The organism is Thermotoga sp. Cell2, from assembly GCF_000789375.1.
Classification (GTDB): Bacteria; Thermotogota; Thermotogae; order Thermotogales; family Thermotogaceae; genus Thermotoga; species Thermotoga petrophila.
The window spans coordinates 1,500,746-1,519,144 of the sequence record NZ_CP003409.1; the positions used below are offsets into that span (position 1 = coordinate 1,500,746).

Annotated in this window: 13 protein-coding genes and 1 pseudogene; all 14 read left to right on the forward strand. The window is 47.0% G+C overall.

Annotated elements, in window-relative coordinates:
* The first annotated feature begins 1 nt into the window (after position 1).
* The 14 genes and pseudogenes from CELL2_RS07805 to CELL2_RS07870 all read left to right on the forward strand — a co-directional run bounded on the left by CELL2_RS07805 (position 2) and on the right by CELL2_RS07870 (position 18,398).
* The gene (locus tag CELL2_RS07805) at positions 2–1,069 is read left to right on the forward strand and encodes an ABC transporter ATP-binding protein (RefSeq protein WP_004080048.1); all 1,068 of its coding nucleotides are present in this window, start codon (positions 2–4) and stop codon (positions 1,067–1,069) included.
* Positions 1,066–3,564, forward strand: coding sequence for an alpha-mannosidase (locus tag CELL2_RS07810; RefSeq protein ID WP_038034336.1), 2,499 nt, complete (start codon positions 1,066–1,068; stop codon positions 3,562–3,564). Before CELL2_RS07805 ends, CELL2_RS07810 begins: the two co-directional genes overlap by 4 nt.
* Positions 3,561–4,844: a mannosylglucosylglycerate synthase gene (mggS, locus tag CELL2_RS07815; protein WP_038034334.1), complete on the forward strand. Its 1,284-nt coding sequence runs from the start codon at positions 3,561–3,563 to the stop codon at positions 4,842–4,844. The genes CELL2_RS07810 and mggS overlap by 4 nt, the downstream gene beginning before the upstream one ends.
* Positions 4,841–5,983 carry a glycosyltransferase gene (locus CELL2_RS07820; protein WP_038034332.1) on the forward strand — a complete coding sequence of 381 codons (1,143 nt, stop codon included), beginning with the start codon at positions 4,841–4,843 and terminating at the stop codon, positions 5,981–5,983. Before mggS ends, CELL2_RS07820 begins: the two co-directional genes overlap by 4 nt.
* Complete coding sequence (locus CELL2_RS07825; RefSeq protein WP_012896537.1) at positions 5,967–6,767, forward strand: MurR/RpiR family transcriptional regulator; 801 nt, start codon at positions 5,967–5,969, stop codon at positions 6,765–6,767. Before CELL2_RS07820 ends, CELL2_RS07825 begins: the two co-directional genes overlap by 17 nt.
* Before the next feature lie 170 nt (positions 6,768–6,937).
* Positions 6,938–8,935, forward strand: a pseudogene (locus CELL2_RS07830) (cellulase family glycosylhydrolase).
* Between the two features lie 2 nt (positions 8,936–8,937).
* Positions 8,938–10,620 (forward strand): ABC transporter substrate-binding protein, encoded by a 1,683-nt coding sequence (locus CELL2_RS07835; protein ID WP_012896539.1) that lies wholly within the window; start codon positions 8,938–8,940, stop codon positions 10,618–10,620.
* A gap of 52 nt (positions 10,621–10,672) precedes the next feature.
* Positions 10,673–11,653, forward strand: a complete 981-nt coding sequence (locus CELL2_RS07840) for a glycoside hydrolase family 130 protein (protein WP_004080062.1) — start codon at positions 10,673–10,675, stop codon at positions 11,651–11,653.
* 13 nt (positions 11,654–11,666) lie between these two features.
* Positions 11,667–12,773 (forward strand): ROK family transcriptional regulator, encoded by a 1,107-nt coding sequence (locus CELL2_RS07845; RefSeq protein WP_004080064.1) that lies wholly within the window; start codon positions 11,667–11,669, stop codon positions 12,771–12,773.
* A gap of 131 nt (positions 12,774–12,904) precedes the next feature.
* Positions 12,905–14,578 carry an ABC transporter substrate-binding protein gene (locus tag CELL2_RS07850; protein WP_038034329.1) on the forward strand — a complete coding sequence of 558 codons (1,674 nt, stop codon included), beginning with the start codon at positions 12,905–12,907 and terminating at the stop codon, positions 14,576–14,578.
* Between the two features lie 457 nt (positions 14,579–15,035).
* Positions 15,036–15,623, forward strand: a complete 588-nt coding sequence (locus CELL2_RS09690) for an ABC transporter permease (protein WP_235231217.1) — start codon at positions 15,036–15,038, stop codon at positions 15,621–15,623.
* A gap of 5 nt (positions 15,624–15,628) precedes the next feature.
* Positions 15,629–16,477, forward strand: a complete 849-nt coding sequence (locus CELL2_RS07860; RefSeq protein ID WP_004080070.1) for an ABC transporter permease — start codon at positions 15,629–15,631, stop codon at positions 16,475–16,477.
* Entirely contained in the window at positions 16,474–17,454 is a 981-nt protein-coding gene (locus CELL2_RS07865; protein WP_038034328.1) for an ABC transporter ATP-binding protein, read from the forward strand. Before CELL2_RS07860 ends, CELL2_RS07865 begins: the two co-directional genes overlap by 4 nt.
* Positions 17,451–18,398, forward strand: a complete 948-nt coding sequence (locus CELL2_RS07870; RefSeq protein WP_012311208.1) for an ABC transporter ATP-binding protein — start codon at positions 17,451–17,453, stop codon at positions 18,396–18,398. The genes CELL2_RS07865 and CELL2_RS07870 overlap by 4 nt, the downstream gene beginning before the upstream one ends.
* Position 18,399 lies beyond the last annotated feature (1 nt).

Consider the following 18,399-nt stretch of genomic DNA (forward strand, 5'->3'; position numbering starts at 1 on the left):
CTTGGCGCAGGTGAAAATAGACGGAGTGAAGAAATATTTCGGGAATGTGAGGGCTCTCGATGGAATCGACCTTGTCGTGAACGAAGGGGAGTTCCTCGTTCTTCTCGGTCCATCTGGTTGTGGAAAGACGACCCTTCTGAGGTGTATAGCGGGTCTCGAACAGGTGACCGGGGGAAAGATCTTTTTCAACGATCGCGACGTGACGAACCTTCCTCCAAAGGACAGGAACATTTCGATGGTCTTCCAGAGCTACGCGGTGTGGCCCCACATGAAGGTGTACGACAACATCGCGTATCCTCTGAAACTGAAAAAAGTCCCGAAAGAGGAGATAGAAAAGAGGGTAAAGTGGGCAGCGGATCTCCTTCACATCTCCGAACTCCTCGACAGGTACCCCGCACAGCTCTCCGGAGGTCAGAGACAGAGGGTTGCCGTTGCCCGAGCGATCGTTCACGAACCCGAAGTACTCCTGATGGACGAGCCTCTTTCCAATCTGGACGCACTTTTGAGGGTGAAGATGAGAAGCGAGCTGAAAAAGCTTCAGGAAAGAATTGGAGTCACCACCATCTATGTGACTCATGACCAGACAGAGGCCATGACGATGGGAGACAGAATCGCGGTGATGAACCAGGGAAAGCTTCAGCAGGTTGGAACGCCCTCTGAGATCTATCACCATCCGGTGAACATCTTCGTCGCTGGTTTTGTGGGATCACCGCAGATGAACTTCTTAGAGATGGAAGTGAGATCGGAAGGAAATAGCGTTGTCCTCCAAAACGGTGAGATAAAGATTCCCGCGAAGACCGATCCAGGTGCAAAAAAGGTGATCCTTGGTATTCGACCGGAGAACGTCTATCTGGAGGAAAAGCCGAACACTTTGAAGCTGGAAGGAGAGGTTTATTTCGCCGAGAAACTCATGTCGGATACGATTCTCCATCTCAACGTTGGAAGTGAGAAGATCGTCGCAAAAATTCCAGGGGATGTGGATTTCAGAAGCGGTGAGAAGATCACGTTTTTCCTGGACGTTGAAAAGATCCATCTCTTTCACCCTGAGACGGGAGAGAGAATCTCATGAAAGTGAAGGTGGTTGTTCACAACCACTGGGACAGAGAGTGGTTCACCTCTTCTGAAGTGACCTCTAAATGGCTGAAAGAAGTTTTTTTCAGAGTGAAAGAGCTTGTTCAGAAGAATCCAGAATTCGTGTACGTTCTGGATGGCCAAACAGCTGCGGTTGAAGATCTCCTCGTTTACCATCCGGACCTCGAAGAAGATCTCAAAGAGCTTGTGAGATCTGGAAGACTCCTTGTTGGTCCGTATTACATCCAGATAGACTGGAGAATTCCGGGTGAAGCTTCCATTTTGAAAAACTTCGAGATAGGAGAAAAAGACACGAATCGTTTTGGACGACGCATGAACGCCGGATGGCTTCTCGACAGTTTCGGTCACATATCACAGGAACCTCAACTGCACAGAATCTTTGGAATAGAAAAGGTCTTTCTGTGGAGGGGAATTTCCTTCGAAAACGACGGGATCTCCCAGGAGTTTTTCTGGAAAGGAAGCGATGGAACAGCTGTCCAGGGTGTTTTCCTCGTGGGAGGATACAGGAACCTCTACAATTTGAAGGAAACGCGGGATATCGCGGAGAAGAGACTGAAACACGAAGTGGAAAAACTCGCAAAATTCTCGAGATCTGGAGAAATTCTTCTTCTCGACGGATACGATATAGATCTCTCTCCCGAGGATCCCAAAGATTATCTGAACGTTGAGATTGTCTCACCAGAAGAGTTTCCCGAGAGATTCCCTGAAGATGCCCCCACCCTCTCTGGAGAGCTCCTTTCTGGAAGGTACGCCTGCGTCTTTCCAGGGACACTCTCCACAAGAGCTTATCTGAAGCTTGAAAGTGATCTTGTAGAGAAGCTTTTGAAAATGAACGATCTTCTCTCTGTTTTGAACGGAGAGGAGTTAAGTGATCTTTTCTGGAGGGATTACCTGAAAACTCTCGCGCACGACAACAGCTGCGGTGTTTGTGCTGACCACGTCCACGAAAAAATGGAGAGAACGTACAGAAACGTGTATTTCCTTGTGAAATCTTCTGTTGAATCCAGGCTGAGGCACCTTGTAGAGCGTTTAGGTCTTGAGAAGGGAACCTACGCACTCTCTCTATCGCCCTTTTCCTACAACCATCACTTCTGCGATGGCGAGAGGACATTCCTGTTGAAAACAAACGGTGCAGGGCTGTTCAAAACAGAAGTTGCCGACGAGAAGAAAGAAGTGAAGGAACTCACCTGGGAAAACGAATACTACAGAGCCTATTTTGAAGGAGACGGCACACTCGTTCTGAATAACAGGAAAGCGGGTGTTTTGAAACTGTTCAAAGAAGATGGTGACGCTTACACCACCTCTGTTGAAGAAACTGATTTTTCGATTTCTCTGGAGAAGATGAGAACAGTTTTGCAGACGAAACACTCGATGGTGGTGGAACTGGAAAGAACGATACGTTCCTCGCAATGCCTGATCGAGACGAAAGAACGCGTGATCTTCGATGAAACCCCGCTCGTGAAGTGGCGTATCGCGTTGAAGATAAAGGGGAAAAACTACAAGCTTTCAATGGTTTATGAAACGGGAAGTGGCGAAATCTTCGCGAAGATGCCTTTTGACGTGGTGAAAAGGAAAGAAAAAGACTCCTACCTTCTTCCTGAAACACCTCCTGAGGAACTGAAAGGGATTTTGCTTGCAGCAAGAGAAACAGGTGAAGTGAGGGAATTTCCATTTCAGGGGTTTGTGTCCGTCTGGAGTGAAGGAAGTTCAAAGACTATTCTCGCAAGAGGTCTTAGAGAGTACTGGATGGAAGAAGGAAAAGTACACGTCACTTTGAGCAGGTCCGTTGAGTGGATAGCAAAAGAGGTTAAAAACAGAGTTGGTGACGCGGGACCCATGATGTATGTTCCGGGGGCAAAGTGTGAAGGAGTTTTCACAGTGGATCTTGCGTTCATGGAACTGCCGGTTCATCCACGTAGCGAAGAGTTCTTCAGATGGTACCTTCTCTTCGATAATCCTCCTCTTCTTTTAGATGTTGAAGCTGACGGCACCGAAAAGGAGAAAACTTTCTTCTTCTCTTCTCTCCCCTGGGCCGGTGTGAAGGATCGGTATCACCTCTGGGTGTACAATCCGTACCTCGAAGAAATAGAAGGTCTGAGACCGCTTCAGATAGGTGAGAAATCGATAGAGTCTCTCTCAGAGAAACAATGCTTTGTTTCGAGACTGAACATTTTGAATTTCCCGGAGTTTCCCGTTGTTTCCGTGGAAAAGAACCCGGAAGGTGAAGTGATCGAATTTTTGAAAGAAACGCTCTCCAGCCTCGAAGATGAAATTACCAATCTTGAGGGAAAGGACGATCCTCGATCGAAGCATCGGCTCTTCTCTCTTCTGAGAACGAAAAAGGAAATAGAACTTTCCCTTCAGTATCTGATAGATGTCGAGAAAACAGCGAGAGAGCTGAACGAGCTTCGAATGAAGAGAAGAACCTACGACTACGTGGTGGAACTCTTTGAAAGCGAGGAGAGAGAATGAAAATAGCGCTCATTCACTACCGGGGAGGTCTCATGGATGGTGTCTCACTCGAGATGGAAAAGTGGAAGAAGGTTCTCACAAAGATGGGCCACGAAGTCCACATCGTTGCCGAAAACAAGAAAGAGGGAGTCGATCTCACTCTAAAGGAGATCGGTTTTGAAAATCCAGATTTTGAAAGGGTGAACAGGAACTTCTTCGGAGGAATAAAAGATTTCCTCAGTGAAAAAGAGTTTCTCGATTTCTTGAAAGAAAAAGAGGAAGAGCTCTTCCACATCCTGAACGAAGCCTTGAAAGATTACGATCTCATCGTTCCCAACAACATCTGGTCCCTTGGACTCTTTCCGCCCCTGGGCCTTGCCCTTTCGAGATTGGAAAAGAACTTCGTCGCGCATCACCACGATTTTTGGTGGGAGAGGAAACATCTGATTCCGGAAAACAGAAGATTCAGGGAGATCCTTGAGAAACACTTCCCTCCAGATCTTCCAAACGTGAAACACGTTGTCATAAACACGATCGCTCAAAGGGAGCTTAAAAGACGCAGAAACATCGATTCTGTCGTGGTGCCAAACGTCATGGATTTCAGCTCTCCCATCACTTCTGAAGAGATGTACCACAGGGTGAGAGAAGAACTTCAGATAGCGCCTGGCACGATTGTGGCCCTCCAGGCAACCAGAATCGATAGAAGAAAAGCGATCGAACTTTCGATAGATGTGGTGTCACTTCTGAAGGAAACACTGACATCGAAAAAAGAAGCTGATCTCTACAACGGAGAGAGATACAGCGGAGAAGTGATCCTTCTCTTTTCCGGTATCTGCGAAGACGAAGAGTATCTGAAAGAACTCAAAGAATACGCTTCTTCAAAAGGAGTATCGCTTCTTGTCCTGAGCGAGGAAGTGAGAAAAAACACCTCTTTGTTCTGGAAGCTCTACAACGTCGCTGATTTTGTCACGTATCCATCGATACTCGAAGGATGGGGGAATCAGCTTCTGGAAGCGATCGCAGCCAAAAAGCCCGTGGTGCTTTTCGAGTACGAAGTCTTCAAATCAGATATAAAACCAGCCGGCCTGAAATACGTCAGTCTTGGAGATCGATGCTTCAGAGAGAACGACCTTGTAAAGGTGGACGAGAGGATTTTGAAAAAGGCCGTCGAGGAAATTTCTCGTCTCCTCTTCGATCCGTCTCTTTACAGGGAGACTGTCGAACACAACTTTGAAGTGGGAAAGAAATACTTCAGTTTAGAGAGACTGGAAGACATACTGAGTAGGGAGGTATTACCATGAAAGTGGTTGTGGGGATACCGAGTTACAACAACGCCGAAACGATTTCTCACGTTGCGAGAACAGCGGCGCGGGGAATTGTAGATTTCTTCGATGGTGATGGTATGATCGTGAACTCCGATGGAGGATCGGCAGATGGGACAAGAGAGCGATTCATGGAGACCGATACTTTCGGTCTTCCCAAAGAGAGCTTCGTTTATGAAGGCCTTCCCGGAAAGGGAAGCGCGATGAGAGCGATCATGGAGTTTGCCCTGAAACAGGATGCGGAAGCGGTTGTCTTTCTCGACGCGGATCTTCGGAGTGTCAAACCCTGGTGGGTGGAAAGACTCGCAGGACCTGTTTTGAAAGGAGAGGCAGATTACGTCACTCCCTTCTACCTGAGGCACAGGTTCGACGGCACGATCACGAACAACGTGTGTTTTCCTCTGACGGCCGTTCTCTACGGCAAAAAGGTGCGCCAGCCCATCGGTGGGGATTTCGGTGTGGGAAGAAAGCTCCTCGAGATTTACCTGGGAAAGCCAAAAGAGATCTGGAACACGGACGTTGCAAGGTTCGGGATCGACATATGGATGACCACAACCGCCATAAACGAATCTGGAAGGGTTGTTCAGGCAGCTCTTGGAACCAAGGTGCACGACGTGAAGGACCCGGGAAAACACCTTAAAGGAATGTTCCTTCAGGTCGTGGGAACGCTTTTTGAACTTGTGATCACCTACGAAAACGTCTGGAAAGAAATATGGAAAATAGAAGACGTTCCCATCTATGGTGAAACTCCTCAAGAGGAAGTTCCTTCTATGAGTATAGACATTGGAAACCTCAAAAAACTCGCAAGAGAAACCCTTGAAGAAGTGGAATACATAGATCGCGGTATCCTGTCGGAAGTGAAAGAGAGCGGTACACTGAGCCTCTCTTCCTGGGTCGACACCCTCTACAGGAGCGCTGTTCAGTACAGGAAAACAAGGGACAAAAAAGTGGTGGAAAATCTTCTGCCGTTCTACTTCGCGAGAACCGCACGCTTTGCGGAAGAGGTAAAATCTCTATCGGATGAAGAGGCAGAAAGGTACGTGTACGAACAGCTCGATGTGTTTCTGGAGAAGAAACACTCGCTCAGGGAGGAATGGAAAGTTGAAGATAAGAGATAAAATTCTGAACGTCTACACACAGTTCAGTCCTGCAGAGCGCAAAGTCGCGGATTACGTGCTCGAAAGGCCGGACGATGTCATCCACTACTCGATCACAGAGTTCGCAAAGATCGTGGGTGTGAGCGAAACCACGATTCACAGGATGATCAAAAAGCTCGATTTCGAAGGTTACCAGGCCTTCAAGATCGCACTTGCAAGAGAACTCAGCGGGATCGAAGAAACCATAGAAAGAAGAGATTTCATAGACGAGGAGATAGACATCCTCAGAAGGCTCAAGGACACCCTCGATATGAAGAACGTGGAAAAGGCGGTGGAGTGGATACTCTCCGCCCACCGCATTCTTTTCTTCGGTGTGGGACTCTCGGGAATGGTTTCTGAGTACGCGAGCCTGAAGTTCTCTCTTCTTGGCTTCCACACGTTCTTTTCCAACGACCCGCACGTTCAGGTGATAGAGGCCGTGAATCTGACCGGTGAAGACCTGGTGATCTCGATCAGTCACACGGGAAACATCAGAGACACGGTGAAATCCACCCAGGTGGCAAAAGACATGGGAGCGAAGACGATCGCAATCACAACGAACAGACAGTCAGAACTCGCCAAGGTGGTTCATCTGGTGCTTCAAAGCCCGCCCGTGAAGTACGACACCTACGAATTCCTCAGGGAGAACATCGGAGAGATCGCCGTTGTGGATGTGCTCTTCAAGGAAACGTTCCAAAGAATATACCGGGAGAGGAAGAAACACTTCGAAAACCTGGAAGGAGTGTTCAAACCGAAGAGATTTTGAGATTTTAGATTCTAATCGGAAATAATTGCTCACTTTCACAAATAAAACTCGAAAATCACGAAAAATAGGACTTGACTTTGCAGAAGTCCGAATGGTACATTTTTTCTCGATGACCCTGATAAATAAGTAAAGTTTACTAATTAACGGGAGGTGTCGGTATGCGTAGATTTATGTTCATTTTATTGATCGTTGAGCTCTCTTTCGTTCTCTTTGCAAGTGACGAGTTCGTGAAAGTGGAAAACGGAAAATTCGCTCTGAACGGAAAAGAATTCAGATTCATTGGAAGCAACAACTACTACATGCACTACAAGAGCAACAGAATGATAGACAGTGTTCTGGAGAGTGCCAGAGACATGGGTATAAAGGTCCTCAGAATCTGGGGTTTCCTCGACGGGGAGAGTTACTGCAGAGACAAGAACACCTACATGCATCCTGAGCCCGGTGTTTTCGGGGTGCCAGAAGGAATATCGAACGCCCAGAGCGGTTTCGAAAGACTCGACTATACGATTGCGAAAGCGAAAGAACTCGGTATAAAACTTGTCATTGTTCTTGTGAACAACTGGGACGACTTCGGTGGAATGAACCAGTACGTGAGATGGTTTGGAGGAACCCATCACGACGATTTCTACAGAGATGAGAAGATCAAAGAAGAGTACAAAAAGTACGTCTCCTTTCTCGTAAACCATGTCAATACCTACACGGGAGTTCCTTACAGGGAAGAGCCCACCATCATGGCCTGGGAGCTTGCAAACGAACTGCGCTGTGAGACGGACAAATCGGGGAACACGCTCGTTGAGTGGGTGAAGGAGATGAGCTCCTACATAAAGAGTCTGGATCCCAACCACCTCGTGGCTGTGGGGGACGAAGGATTCTTCAGCAACTACGAAGGATTCAAACCTTACGGTGGAGAAGCCGAGTGGGCCTACAACGGCTGGTCCGGTGTTGACTGGAAGAAGCTCCTTTCGATAGAGACGGTGGACTTCGGCACGTTCCACCTCTATCCGTCCCACTGGGGTGTCAGTCCAGAGAACTATGCCCAGTGGGGAGCGAAGTGGATAGAAGACCACATAAAGATCGCAAAAGAGATCGGAAAACCCGTTGTTCTGGAAGAATATGGAATTCCAAAGAGTGCGCCAGTTAACAGAACGGCCATCTACAGACTCTGGAACGATCTGGTCTACGATCTCGGTGGAGATGGAGCGATGTTTTGGATGCTCGCGGGAATCGGGGAAGGCTGGGACAAGGATGAAAGGGGGTACTATCCGGACTACGACGGTTTCAGAATAGTGAACGACGACAGTCCAGAAGCGGAACTGATAAGAGAATACGCGAAGCTGTTCAACACAGGTGAAGACATAAGAGAAGACACCTGCTCTTTCATCCTTCCAAAAGACGGCATGGAGATCAAAAAGACCGTGGAAGTGAGGGCTGGTGTTTTCGACTACAGCAACACGTTTGAAAAGTTGTCTGTCAAAGTCGAAGATCTGGTTTTTGAAAATGAGATAGAGCATCTCGGATACGGAATTTACGGCTTTGATCTCGACACAACCCGGATCCCGGATGGAGAACATGAAATGTTCCTTGAAGGCCACTTTCAGGGAAAAACGGTGAAAGACTCTATCAAAGCGAAAGTGGTGAACGAAGCACGGTACGTGCTCGCAGAGGAAGTTGATTTTTCCTCTCCAGAAGAGGTGAAAAACTGGTGGAACAGCGGAACCTGGCAGGCAGAGTTCGGGTCACCTGACATTGAATGAAACGGTGAGGTGGGAAATGGAGCACTGCAGCTGAACGTGAAACTGCCCGGAAAGAGCGACTGGGAAGAAGTGAGAGTAGCAAGGAAGTTCGAAAGACTCTCAGAATGTGAGATCCTCGAGTACGACATCTACATTCCAAACGTCGAGGGACTCAAGGGAAGGTTGAGGCCGTACGCGGTTCTGAACCCCGGCTGGGTGAAGATAGGCCTCGACATGAACAACGCGAACGTGGAAAGTGCGGAGATCATCACTTTCGGCGGAAAAGAGTACAGAAGATTCCATGTAAGAATTGAGTTCGACAGAACAGCGGGGGTGAAAGAACTTCACATAGGAGTTGTCGGTGATCATCTGAGGTACGATGGACCGATTTTCATCGATAATGTGAGACTTTATAAAAGAACAGGAGGTATGTGAATATGAAAAGATTTTTACTGGTATTCGTGGTTGTTTTTCTTTTCTCAAGTCTGTTCTCCCAAGTTTTAGAACGAAACGAAACTATGTACTATGGAGGTTCTCTGTGGTCTCCTCCTTCTAATTGGAATCCGTTCACTCCGTGGAATGCGGTACCAGGAACAACTGGACTTGTCTATGAAACAATGTTCTTTTACGATCCACTCACTGGAAATTTTGATCCATGGCTTGCAGAAAAAGGTGAATGGTTAGACAGTAAGACTTACAGGGTTGTATTGAGAGAGGGTATATACTGGCATGATAATGTTCCATTGACATCAGAAGACGTTCGATTTACTTTCGAAATAGCTAAGAAGTACAAGGGAATACATTACAGTAGTGTTTGGGAATGGCTTGATCATATTGAAACACCCGACAACAGAACCGTCATTTTTGTGTTCAAAGATCCTCGATATCATGAATGGAATGAACTCCTCTATACACTTCCAATTGTTCCAAAACATATTTGGGAAGAAAAAGATGAAACCACTATACTTCAATCATCAAATGAGTATCCATTGGGATCAGGCCCATATGTTGCTCACTCGTGGGACCAGAATAAAATGATTTTCGAGCGTTTTGAGAATTGGTGGGGAACAAAAGTTATGGGTGTGAAACCTGCTCCGAAATACGTTGTTATAGTGAGAGTCCTCAGTAACAACGTGGCGCTCGGCATGTTGATGAAAGGAGAACAGGACTTCAGTAATTTCATGCTCCCAGGTGTTCCCATTTTGAAAAAAGTTTATAATCTCAATACATGGTACGACGAACCACCGTATCACCTCTCATCAACGGTTGTTGGTCTTTTCCTCAATGCACGAAAATATCCTCTTAGCCTTCCCGAGTTCAGAAGAGCAATTGCTATGTCGATAAATGCAGATCCAATAGTTCAAAGAGTCTATGAAGGAGCCGTCTTAAAAGCAGATCCCCTTGGTTTTCTTCCGAATTCTGTTTGGATGAAGTACTATCCAAAAGAAGTTGTAGAAAAGCATGGTTTCAAATACGATCCTGAAGAGGCGAAAAGTATTCTTGATAAGCTTGGATTCAGGGATGTAAATGGAGATGGTTTCAGAGAAACCCCAGATGGAAAACCCATTAAGCTCACCATCGAGTGTCCGTATGGATGGACCGACTGGATGCAGGCAATTCAGGTGATAGTAGATCAACTCAAGGTGGTTGGAATAAACGCTGAACCATACTTCCCGGATTCTTCCAAATACTATGAAAACATGTACAAAGGAGAATTCGATATAGAAATGAATGCCAATGGAACAGGTATAAGCAGCACTCCCTGGACATATTTCAATACTATTTTCTATCCTGATGCTTTAGAATCTGAATTCTCTTACACAGGAAATTATGGAAGATACCAGAATCCCGAGGTGGAAAGTTTACTTGAAGAACTCAACAGGACACCACTTGACAATGTTGAGAAAGTCACCGAACTCTGTGGAAAACTTGGAGAGATCCTTTTAAAAGATCTACCTTTCATCCCTCTCTGGTATGGAGCGATGGCGTTTATAACACAAGATAACGTGTGGACTAACTGGCCCAACGAACATAATCCATATGCCTGGCCATGTGGTTGGGCCAACTGGTGGCAAACTGGTGCCTTGAAAATTCTATTTAATCTCAAACCGGCAAAATAAATTTTCCCCCACCCTCTTGGGTGGGGCTCTAAATCTAAGGAGGGAAGCATGGATGAAAGTGTTTACGGAGAAAATTCCAAACATTCCCTGGGAAGAAAGGCCGGAAGGCTACACTGGTCCTGTGTGGAGATACAGCAAAAACCCGATAATTGGAAGAAACCCGGTTCCAAAGGGAGCAAGAGTCTTCAACTCCGCAGTTGTACCGTACAACGGAGAGTTTGTGGGGGTGTTCAGGATCGATCACAAGAACACAAGGCCCTTCCTTCACTTCGGAAGGAGTAAAGACGGAATAAACTGGGAAATAGAGCCAGAAGAGATACAGTGGGTGGATGTGAATGGAGAACCGTTCCAGCCGAGTTACGCTTACGATCCAAGGGTAGTGAAGATAGAGGATACTTACTACATAACCTTCTGTACAGACGACCACGGCCCCACGATTGGAGTGGGCATGACCAAGGATTTCAAAACGTTCGTTCGACTTCCGAACGCTTACGTTCCATTCAACAGAAACGGAGTTCTCTTCCCAAGGAAGATAAATGGGAAATATGTGATGCTCAACAGACCGAGCGACAACGGTCACACCCCGTTTGGAGACATATTTCTCAGTGAAAGCCCCGATATGATACACTGGGGTAACCACAGGTTCGTCTTGGGAAGAAGCAGTTACAACTGGTGGGAGAACCTCAAAATAGGAGCGGGACCGTATCCAATAGAAACCAGCGAAGGATGGCTGCTCATATACCACGGTGTGACACTCACCTGCAACGGCTACGTGTACAGTTTTGGAGCAGCTCTCCTCGATCTCGACGATCCCAGCAAGGTTCTCTACAGGTCGAGGTACTATCTTCTGACGCCGGAAGAAGAGTACGAAACGGTGGGCTTCGTTCCAAACGTTGTCTTTCCGTGTGCCGCGCTCTGCGACGCCGACACAGGAAGAGTTGCAATATACTACGGTGCGGCGGACACTCACGTGGCCCTTGCATTTGGATACATCGACGAGATCGTGGATTTTGTGAAAAGAAATTCTATGTGAAGGAAGTGAGAACTTGCCGAAATCGGTGAGAGCAGAAAACATATCGAGGATTCTGAAACGAATAATGAAATCACCCGTGTCGCGTGTAGAACTCGCGGAGGAACTCGGTCTCACCAAGACCACAGTTGGTGAGATCGCAAAGATATTCCTGGAGAAGGGGATCGTCGTTGAAGAGAAAGATTCTCCGAAGGGGGTGGGAAGACCCACAAAATCTTTGAAAATCTCACCGAATTGTGCTTATGTTCTCGGTATAGAGGTGACGAGGGACGAAATAGCTGCCTGTCTCATAGATGCCAGTATGAACATTCTCGCACACGAAGCACATCCTCTTCCATCTCAGAGCGATAGAGAGGAAACGTTGAATGTCATGTACAGAATTATAGACCGCGCAAAAGATATGATGGAAAAACTCGGCAGTAAACTTTCAGCGTTGACAGTGGCAGCTCCTGGACCGATAGATACTGAAAGAGGCATCATCATAGATCCGAGAAACTTTCCACTTTCACAGATTCCTCTGGCGAACCTTTTGAAAGAGAAGTACGGCATCGAGGTCTGGGTGGAGAACGACGCGGACATGGGAGCCGTGGGAGAAAAGTGGTATACAAAGCGGGATGACTCTTTCGCCTGGATCCTGACAGGAAAGGGAATAGGAGCTGGCATCATCATCGATGGAGAACTCTACCGGGGAGAAAACGGATACGCAGGAGAGATCGGATACACCAGGGTTTTCAATGGAAACGAGTACGTCTTCCTGGAAGATGTGTGCAACGAAAATGTTGTTCTGAAACACGTTCTTTCTATGGGATTCAGCTCTCTGGCTGAAGCAAGAGATTCTGGTGATGTTCGCGTGAAAGAGTACTTTGATGACATAGCGAGGTATTTCAGTATAGGTCTTTTGAATTTGATACATCTTTTTGGGATATCGAAGATCGTCATAGGAGGGTTTTTCAAAGAACTTGGTGAGAATTTTCTGAAAAAGATCAAAATCGAAGTGGAAACACACCTTCTTTACAAACACAGTGTGGACATGAGTTTTTCGAAAGTGCAGGAACCGGTGATCGCCTTTGGAGCAGCCGTACACGCACTGGAAAATTATCTCGAGAGAGTAACAACGAGTTAAAGAAAAGTTGTTGCAAATAATCAGAAATAAATCTTGATAATCCCGGGAGACTGGATTTGGAATGTAAACATTTTCACTGTACATTTACACGTGGAGATAGCGATCTCATACTCTTTTAAGGGGGTGTTCTTATGAAAAGGTTTTTAGTCGTTCTCGTTCTGGTCCTGGCACTGGTTTCGGTTTTCGGACAGACTTTTGAGAGAAACAAAACGCTCTACTGGGGTGGAGCGCTGTGGTCTCCTCCATCCAACTGGAACCCGTTCACACCATGGAACGCGGTTGCGGGAACCATCGGTCTTGTCTATGAACCTCTGTTCCTCTACGATCCTCTGAACGACAAGTTCGAGCCGTGGCTTGCAGAAAAAGGAGAATGGGTCAGCAACAACGAATACGTACTCACGCTCAGAAAGGGTCTCAGATGGCAGGACGGAGTTCCTCTCACGGCAGACGACGTGGTTTTCACCTTTGAAATCGCCAAGAAGTACACTGGTATCAGCTACAGTCCTGTGTGGAACTGGCTCGACAGGATCGAAAGGGTCGATGAACGAACGCTGAAGTTCGTCTTCTCCGACCCGAGGTACCAGGAATGGAAACAGATGCTCATCAACACACCGATCGTACCAAAACACATCTGGGAAAACAAAACAGAGGAAGAAGTTCTTCAGGCGGCCAATGAAAATCCAGTTGGATCCGGTCCGTACTACGTTGAAAGCTGGGCAGACGACAGATGTGTATTCAAGAAGAACGGGAACTGGTGGGGCATCAGAGAACTCGGTTACGATCCCAAACCTGAAAGGATCGTGGAACTGAGAGTGCTCAGCAACAATGTCGCAGTAGGAATGCTCATGAAAGGAGAACTCGACTGGAGCAACTTCTTCCTGCCGGGTGTTCCGGTTTTGAAGAAAGCATACGGAATCGTCACCTGGTATGAAAACGCTCCTTACATGCTCCCGGCCAACACCGCAGGAATCTACATCAACGTGAGCAAGTATCCTCTCAGCATACCTGAGTTCAGAAGAGCAATGGCTTACGCTATCAATCCCGAGAAGATCGTTACCAGAGCTTACGAGAACATGGTGACGGCTGCCAATCCCGCTGGAATCCTGCCGCTTCCCGGTTACATGAAGTACTATCCGAAAGAAGTCGTCGATAAGTACGGATTCAAGTACGATCCGGAGATGGCAAAGAAGATCCTCGACGAGCTTGGATTCAAAGATGTGAACAAGGATGGATTCAGAGAAGATCCGAACGGAAAGCCGTTCAAGCTCACGATTGAGTGTCCGTACGGATGGACCGACTGGATGGTTTCTATCCAGTCCATTGCAGAAGATCTCGTGAAAGTCGGAATCAACGTCGAACCTAAATACCCCGACTACTCCAAATACGCAGACGACCTCTACGGTGGAAAGTTCGATCTCATACTCAACAACTTTACAACCGGTGTTTCCGCTACCATCTGGTCCTATTTCAACGGTGTGTTCTATCCGGATGCAGTAGAATCCGAGTACTCCTACTCCGGAAACTTTGGAAAGTACGCCAATCCTGAAGTTGAGACTCTTCTCGACGAACTCAACAGAAGCAATGATGATGCTAAAATTAAAGAAGTAGTAGCCAAGCTGTCAGAGATACTGCTCAAGGATCTGCCGTTCATTCCTCTGTGGTACAACGGTGCATGGTTCCAGGCTTCTGAAGCTGTGTGGACCAACTGGCCAACGGAGAAGAATCCGTACGCTGTCCCGATAGGCTGGAACGGCTGGTGGCAGTTCACAGGAATCAAGACGCTCTTTGGTATTGAAGCAAAGTAAAATGATGACCCCGCCCCTCGGGGCGGGGTTTTAAAAAAGAAGGAGGTAGGAGTCTTGAGAAAGTATCTTACAAAGAAGATCCTGATCTACATTCTGACCTTCTTTTTTGCCGTCACAATTGACTGGGCTATTCCTCGATTTATGCCAGGAAACCCTATAAATTTTCTGATCTCAAGGTTCGCCGGACTTCCAGAATCTGTCAAGGTTCTTCAAAGCTACTTCACTCAGGCTTTTGGTCTCGACAAACCCCTCTGGGAGCAGTACATCAATTTCTGGAAAGCGCTTTTCAGAGGTGACCTTGGTATAAGCATCTACATGTATCCTCAACCAGTTGCAAAAGTGATAGCTCGTGCCTTGCCTTACTCGCTGATAGTGCTTCTTCCAGCCGTTCTTCTGAGTTTTGCGATAGGAAACAGATTTGGAGCTTTTGTTGCAAGGAAAAAGAGACTCGATAACTTTGCGCTGCCTGTTTTTTTACACTCTGACAGCATCTCCTTATTTCTGGTTTGGTATTCTTCTTGCCTGGATATTCGGTGTGGTTATACCTCTGTTTCCCCTCGCAGGTGCTTACAGCTTTGGAATAACACCTTCATTCTCCTGGGATTTCATACTCGATTTTCTGCACCACTGGGTACTTCCATTTGGTTCTCTGTTCCTTGTGATGCTCGGGGGCTGGGCAATAGGTATGAGGAACATGATCATCTACGAACTGGAAGCGAACTATTCCAGATATCTCGAGGCGCTCGGATCGTCTCAGAGACTCATAAGGAAATACGCTTACAGAAACGCCATCCTCCCGCAGATCACCGGTCTTGCCATCCAGCTCGGAACGGTGGTTGCAGGTGCTCTCACAACGGAAATCGTCTTTTCTTACCCCGGTATAGGATACATCCTCATGCAGGGAATTTTGAACCAGGATTATTTCCTGATTCAGGGGTGCTTTTTGTTCATCATCCTTGGAGTGCTTCTTGCCAATTTCCTCGTTGATATCTTCTACGTGATCATAGATCCCAGAATCAGAAAATCCTATTCGGGAGAGGTTTGATAGCCATGACGAGAAAAGAATTCGTCCATTTCTTCTTGAAAAATAAAAAGGTCATTTTTGCCATATGTGTGTACGCCGGGTTGATCATCCTGGCTCTGGTAGGACCTTATCTTTCACCTTATAAGGATCCCCTTGCTTTTGTGGGACCTGGATATCAACCTCCGAGCAAAGAGCACTGGCTCGGGACCAACACCTTCGGCCAGGACATTTTCACACAGCTCGTCTACGGTCTCAGAAGCTCCTTGTTCGTGGGAGTCCTTGGAGGAACTCTGGCGACGGTTATTGGGCTTCTCATTGGTTTTGTTGCGGGATACAAAGGTGGATGGTTCGACGAACTTCTGATGATGTTCACCAACATACTCATGGTGATACCAACGCTTGCGCTCCTCATCATCATAGCGGCGTACCTTCCCTACAGGGGAGTGTTCATCGAGAGTATCATAATCGGTCTCACCGCCTGGCCCTGGACCGCGAGAGCTGTCAGGGCGCAGACTCTCTCCTTGAAAACAAGAGAGTTCGTAGATCTTGCAAGAATCACCGCGAGGAAACCTATGAAAATAATTTTCGGTGAGATCATGCCCAACATGATGTCCTACGTTTTCATGGTGTTCATTCTCCAGTTCGGCGGTGCTATTCTTGCAGCTACAGGGCTCGACTTCATCGGTCTTGGTCCGACAAGGGGTATCTCCCTCGGAATCATGATGCAGCAGGCTACTCTCTGGAATGCAATACAGCTTGGCATGTGGTGGTGGGCGATCACTCCCGGTGCGGTGATCACTCTCATGGTTGCAACTCTTTACGTTATGAATGCTGGCCTTGATGAAGTCTTCAATCCTAAGCTCAGGGAGATGTGATAGGCGTGGCTGAAGTGGTACTGGATGTCAAAGATCTGAGAATTTATTACAGAACCCTCTACGGCTACGTGAAGGCCGTTGATGGGGTGAGTTTCGATATAAAGAGAGGAGAAATCCTTGGAATCGCGGGTGAATCTGGCTGTGGAAAGTCCACTCTCGGAAACGGTTTGATCCTTTTGAAACCTCCCATGAAGTACATGGGAGGAGAAGCGATCCTCGATGGAAAGAACATCATGACACTATCTCCAAGAGAGCTCAGGAAGGTAAGGTACGAGAAGATCTCCATCATACCACAGTACGCCATGGATGCTATGAACCCGACGAAGAAGATAAAACAGATCATAGACGATCTTCTGCACGAACACGGAGAAAGTTTTGAAAGAAAAAAAGACGTTATCGAAGAGAGACTTGAGATCGTCAACCTTGGAAAGAAAGTTCTCAACATGTATCCGATCGAACTCTCTGGAGGAATGAAGCAGAGAATGGTGATGGTGATCTCTACATTGATGAACCCCGATGTCCTCATAGCCGATGAGATTACGTCGGCCCTGGATGTGAGTTCTCAAAGATCGGTTATACAGATGCTTTATGAGATGAGAGAAAAGGAAATCATGGGATCACTCGCGTTCATAACACACGATCTCTCGGTCCTTTATCAGATCGCAGACAAGGTGATGGTGCTCTACGCGGGAAGAGTAGCGGAAATCTCTCCAATGGAAGACATCATCCAGGAACCCCTTCACCCTTACACCAAGATGCTTCTTTCTTCACTTCCAAAGATAGGTGTCAGATATTCCCAGACGAAGCTCAAGGGAATTCCGGGGTATCCACCCAGTCTTCTCAACATAGGACCGGGATGTAGATTCAGAGACAGGTGTCCTTACGCGTTCGAGAAGTGTGAACAGGATCCACCAGTGTTCGACGTTGATGGGAGAAAGGTCTCATGCTGGCTTTTCGAAAGAGGTGATGCAAATTGAGTCTTCTGAAGGTTCAAAATTTGACGAAGGAGTTCCCTCTGGGTTTCTTCGGTAAGGAAAGACTCAAAGCGGTTGATGACGTTTCTTTTGAAATAGAGCGATCCAGGATCGTATCTCTCATAGGAGAGAGTGGAAGCGGAAAGACCACCGTGGGTAAGCTCATCCTGAAACTCATAAGACCTTCATCTGGTCAGATACTGTTCAACGGAAGAGACATAACTCAAATAAAAGGAAGAGAACTCAGAGAGTACTACAGAAAAGTACAGGGAGTCTTTCAGGATCCGTTCTCATCTTTCAACCCCATATACAAAATAGACAGAGTTCTGAACATGGTGTTTGAGGAATTCTTCCCGGACACCCCCGCTTCTGAAAGAAGAGCCAGGATGGAAGAAGTGATCGCTTCGGTTGGAATGAACCCACGTGAAATCTTAGGAAAATACCCGCATCAGCTCAGTGGAGGACAACTTCAGAGAATACTCATTGCGAGAACGCTCCTTCTCAACGTGGAACTTCTGATAGCCGATGAGATCATCAGCATGCTCGACGCTTCCACGAGGGTGGACATACTGAACCTTCTAGGTGATCTGCGTGAGAGAGGAATGTCCGTTATCTTTATCACCCACGACCTCTCTCTTGGCTATTACATCAGCGATGAGACCTTCATCATGTACAGGGGAAACATAGTGGAAATGGGAGACACCGAGAAGGTTTTTCACAACCCGATTCATCCTTATACTAAGATGCTCCTTGAATCCGTTCCGGAGATAGACAGAAAGTGGGATCTCAGCAAGAGATTCATCCCGGAACTCGTCTCTTCGTCTAACGCACCGTGCAAGTACTACGACAGGTGTCCTATAAGAGATGAAAGGTGTCTTGTTCAAAAGCCGGAGATGGTAGAGGTAGAGGAGAATCATAAGGTACTCTGTTTGAAGGCAGGGGATTGAA

Bases quoted from the DNA above. Each gene is read 5' to 3' on its own strand.
- CELL2_RS07810 (WP_038034336.1), top strand. From the start codon at position 1,066: ATGAAAGTGAAGGTGGTTGTTCACAACCACTGGGACAGAGAGTGGTTC.
- mggS (WP_038034334.1), top strand. From the start codon at position 3,561: ATGAAAATAGCGCTCATTCACTACCGGGGAGGTCTCATGGATGGTGTC.
- CELL2_RS07820 (WP_038034332.1), top strand. From the start codon at position 4,841: ATGAAAGTGGTTGTGGGGATACCGAGTTACAACAACGCCGAAACGATT.
- CELL2_RS07835 (WP_012896539.1), top strand. From the start codon at position 8,938: ATGAAAAGATTTTTACTGGTATTCGTGGTTGTTTTTCTTTTCTCAAGT.
- CELL2_RS07840 (WP_004080062.1), top strand. From the start codon at position 10,673: ATGAAAGTGTTTACGGAGAAAATTCCAAACATTCCCTGGGAAGAAAGG.
- CELL2_RS07850 (WP_038034329.1), top strand. From the start codon at position 12,905: ATGAAAAGGTTTTTAGTCGTTCTCGTTCTGGTCCTGGCACTGGTTTCG.
- CELL2_RS07860 (WP_004080070.1), top strand. From the start codon at position 15,629: ATGACGAGAAAAGAATTCGTCCATTTCTTCTTGAAAAATAAAAAGGTC.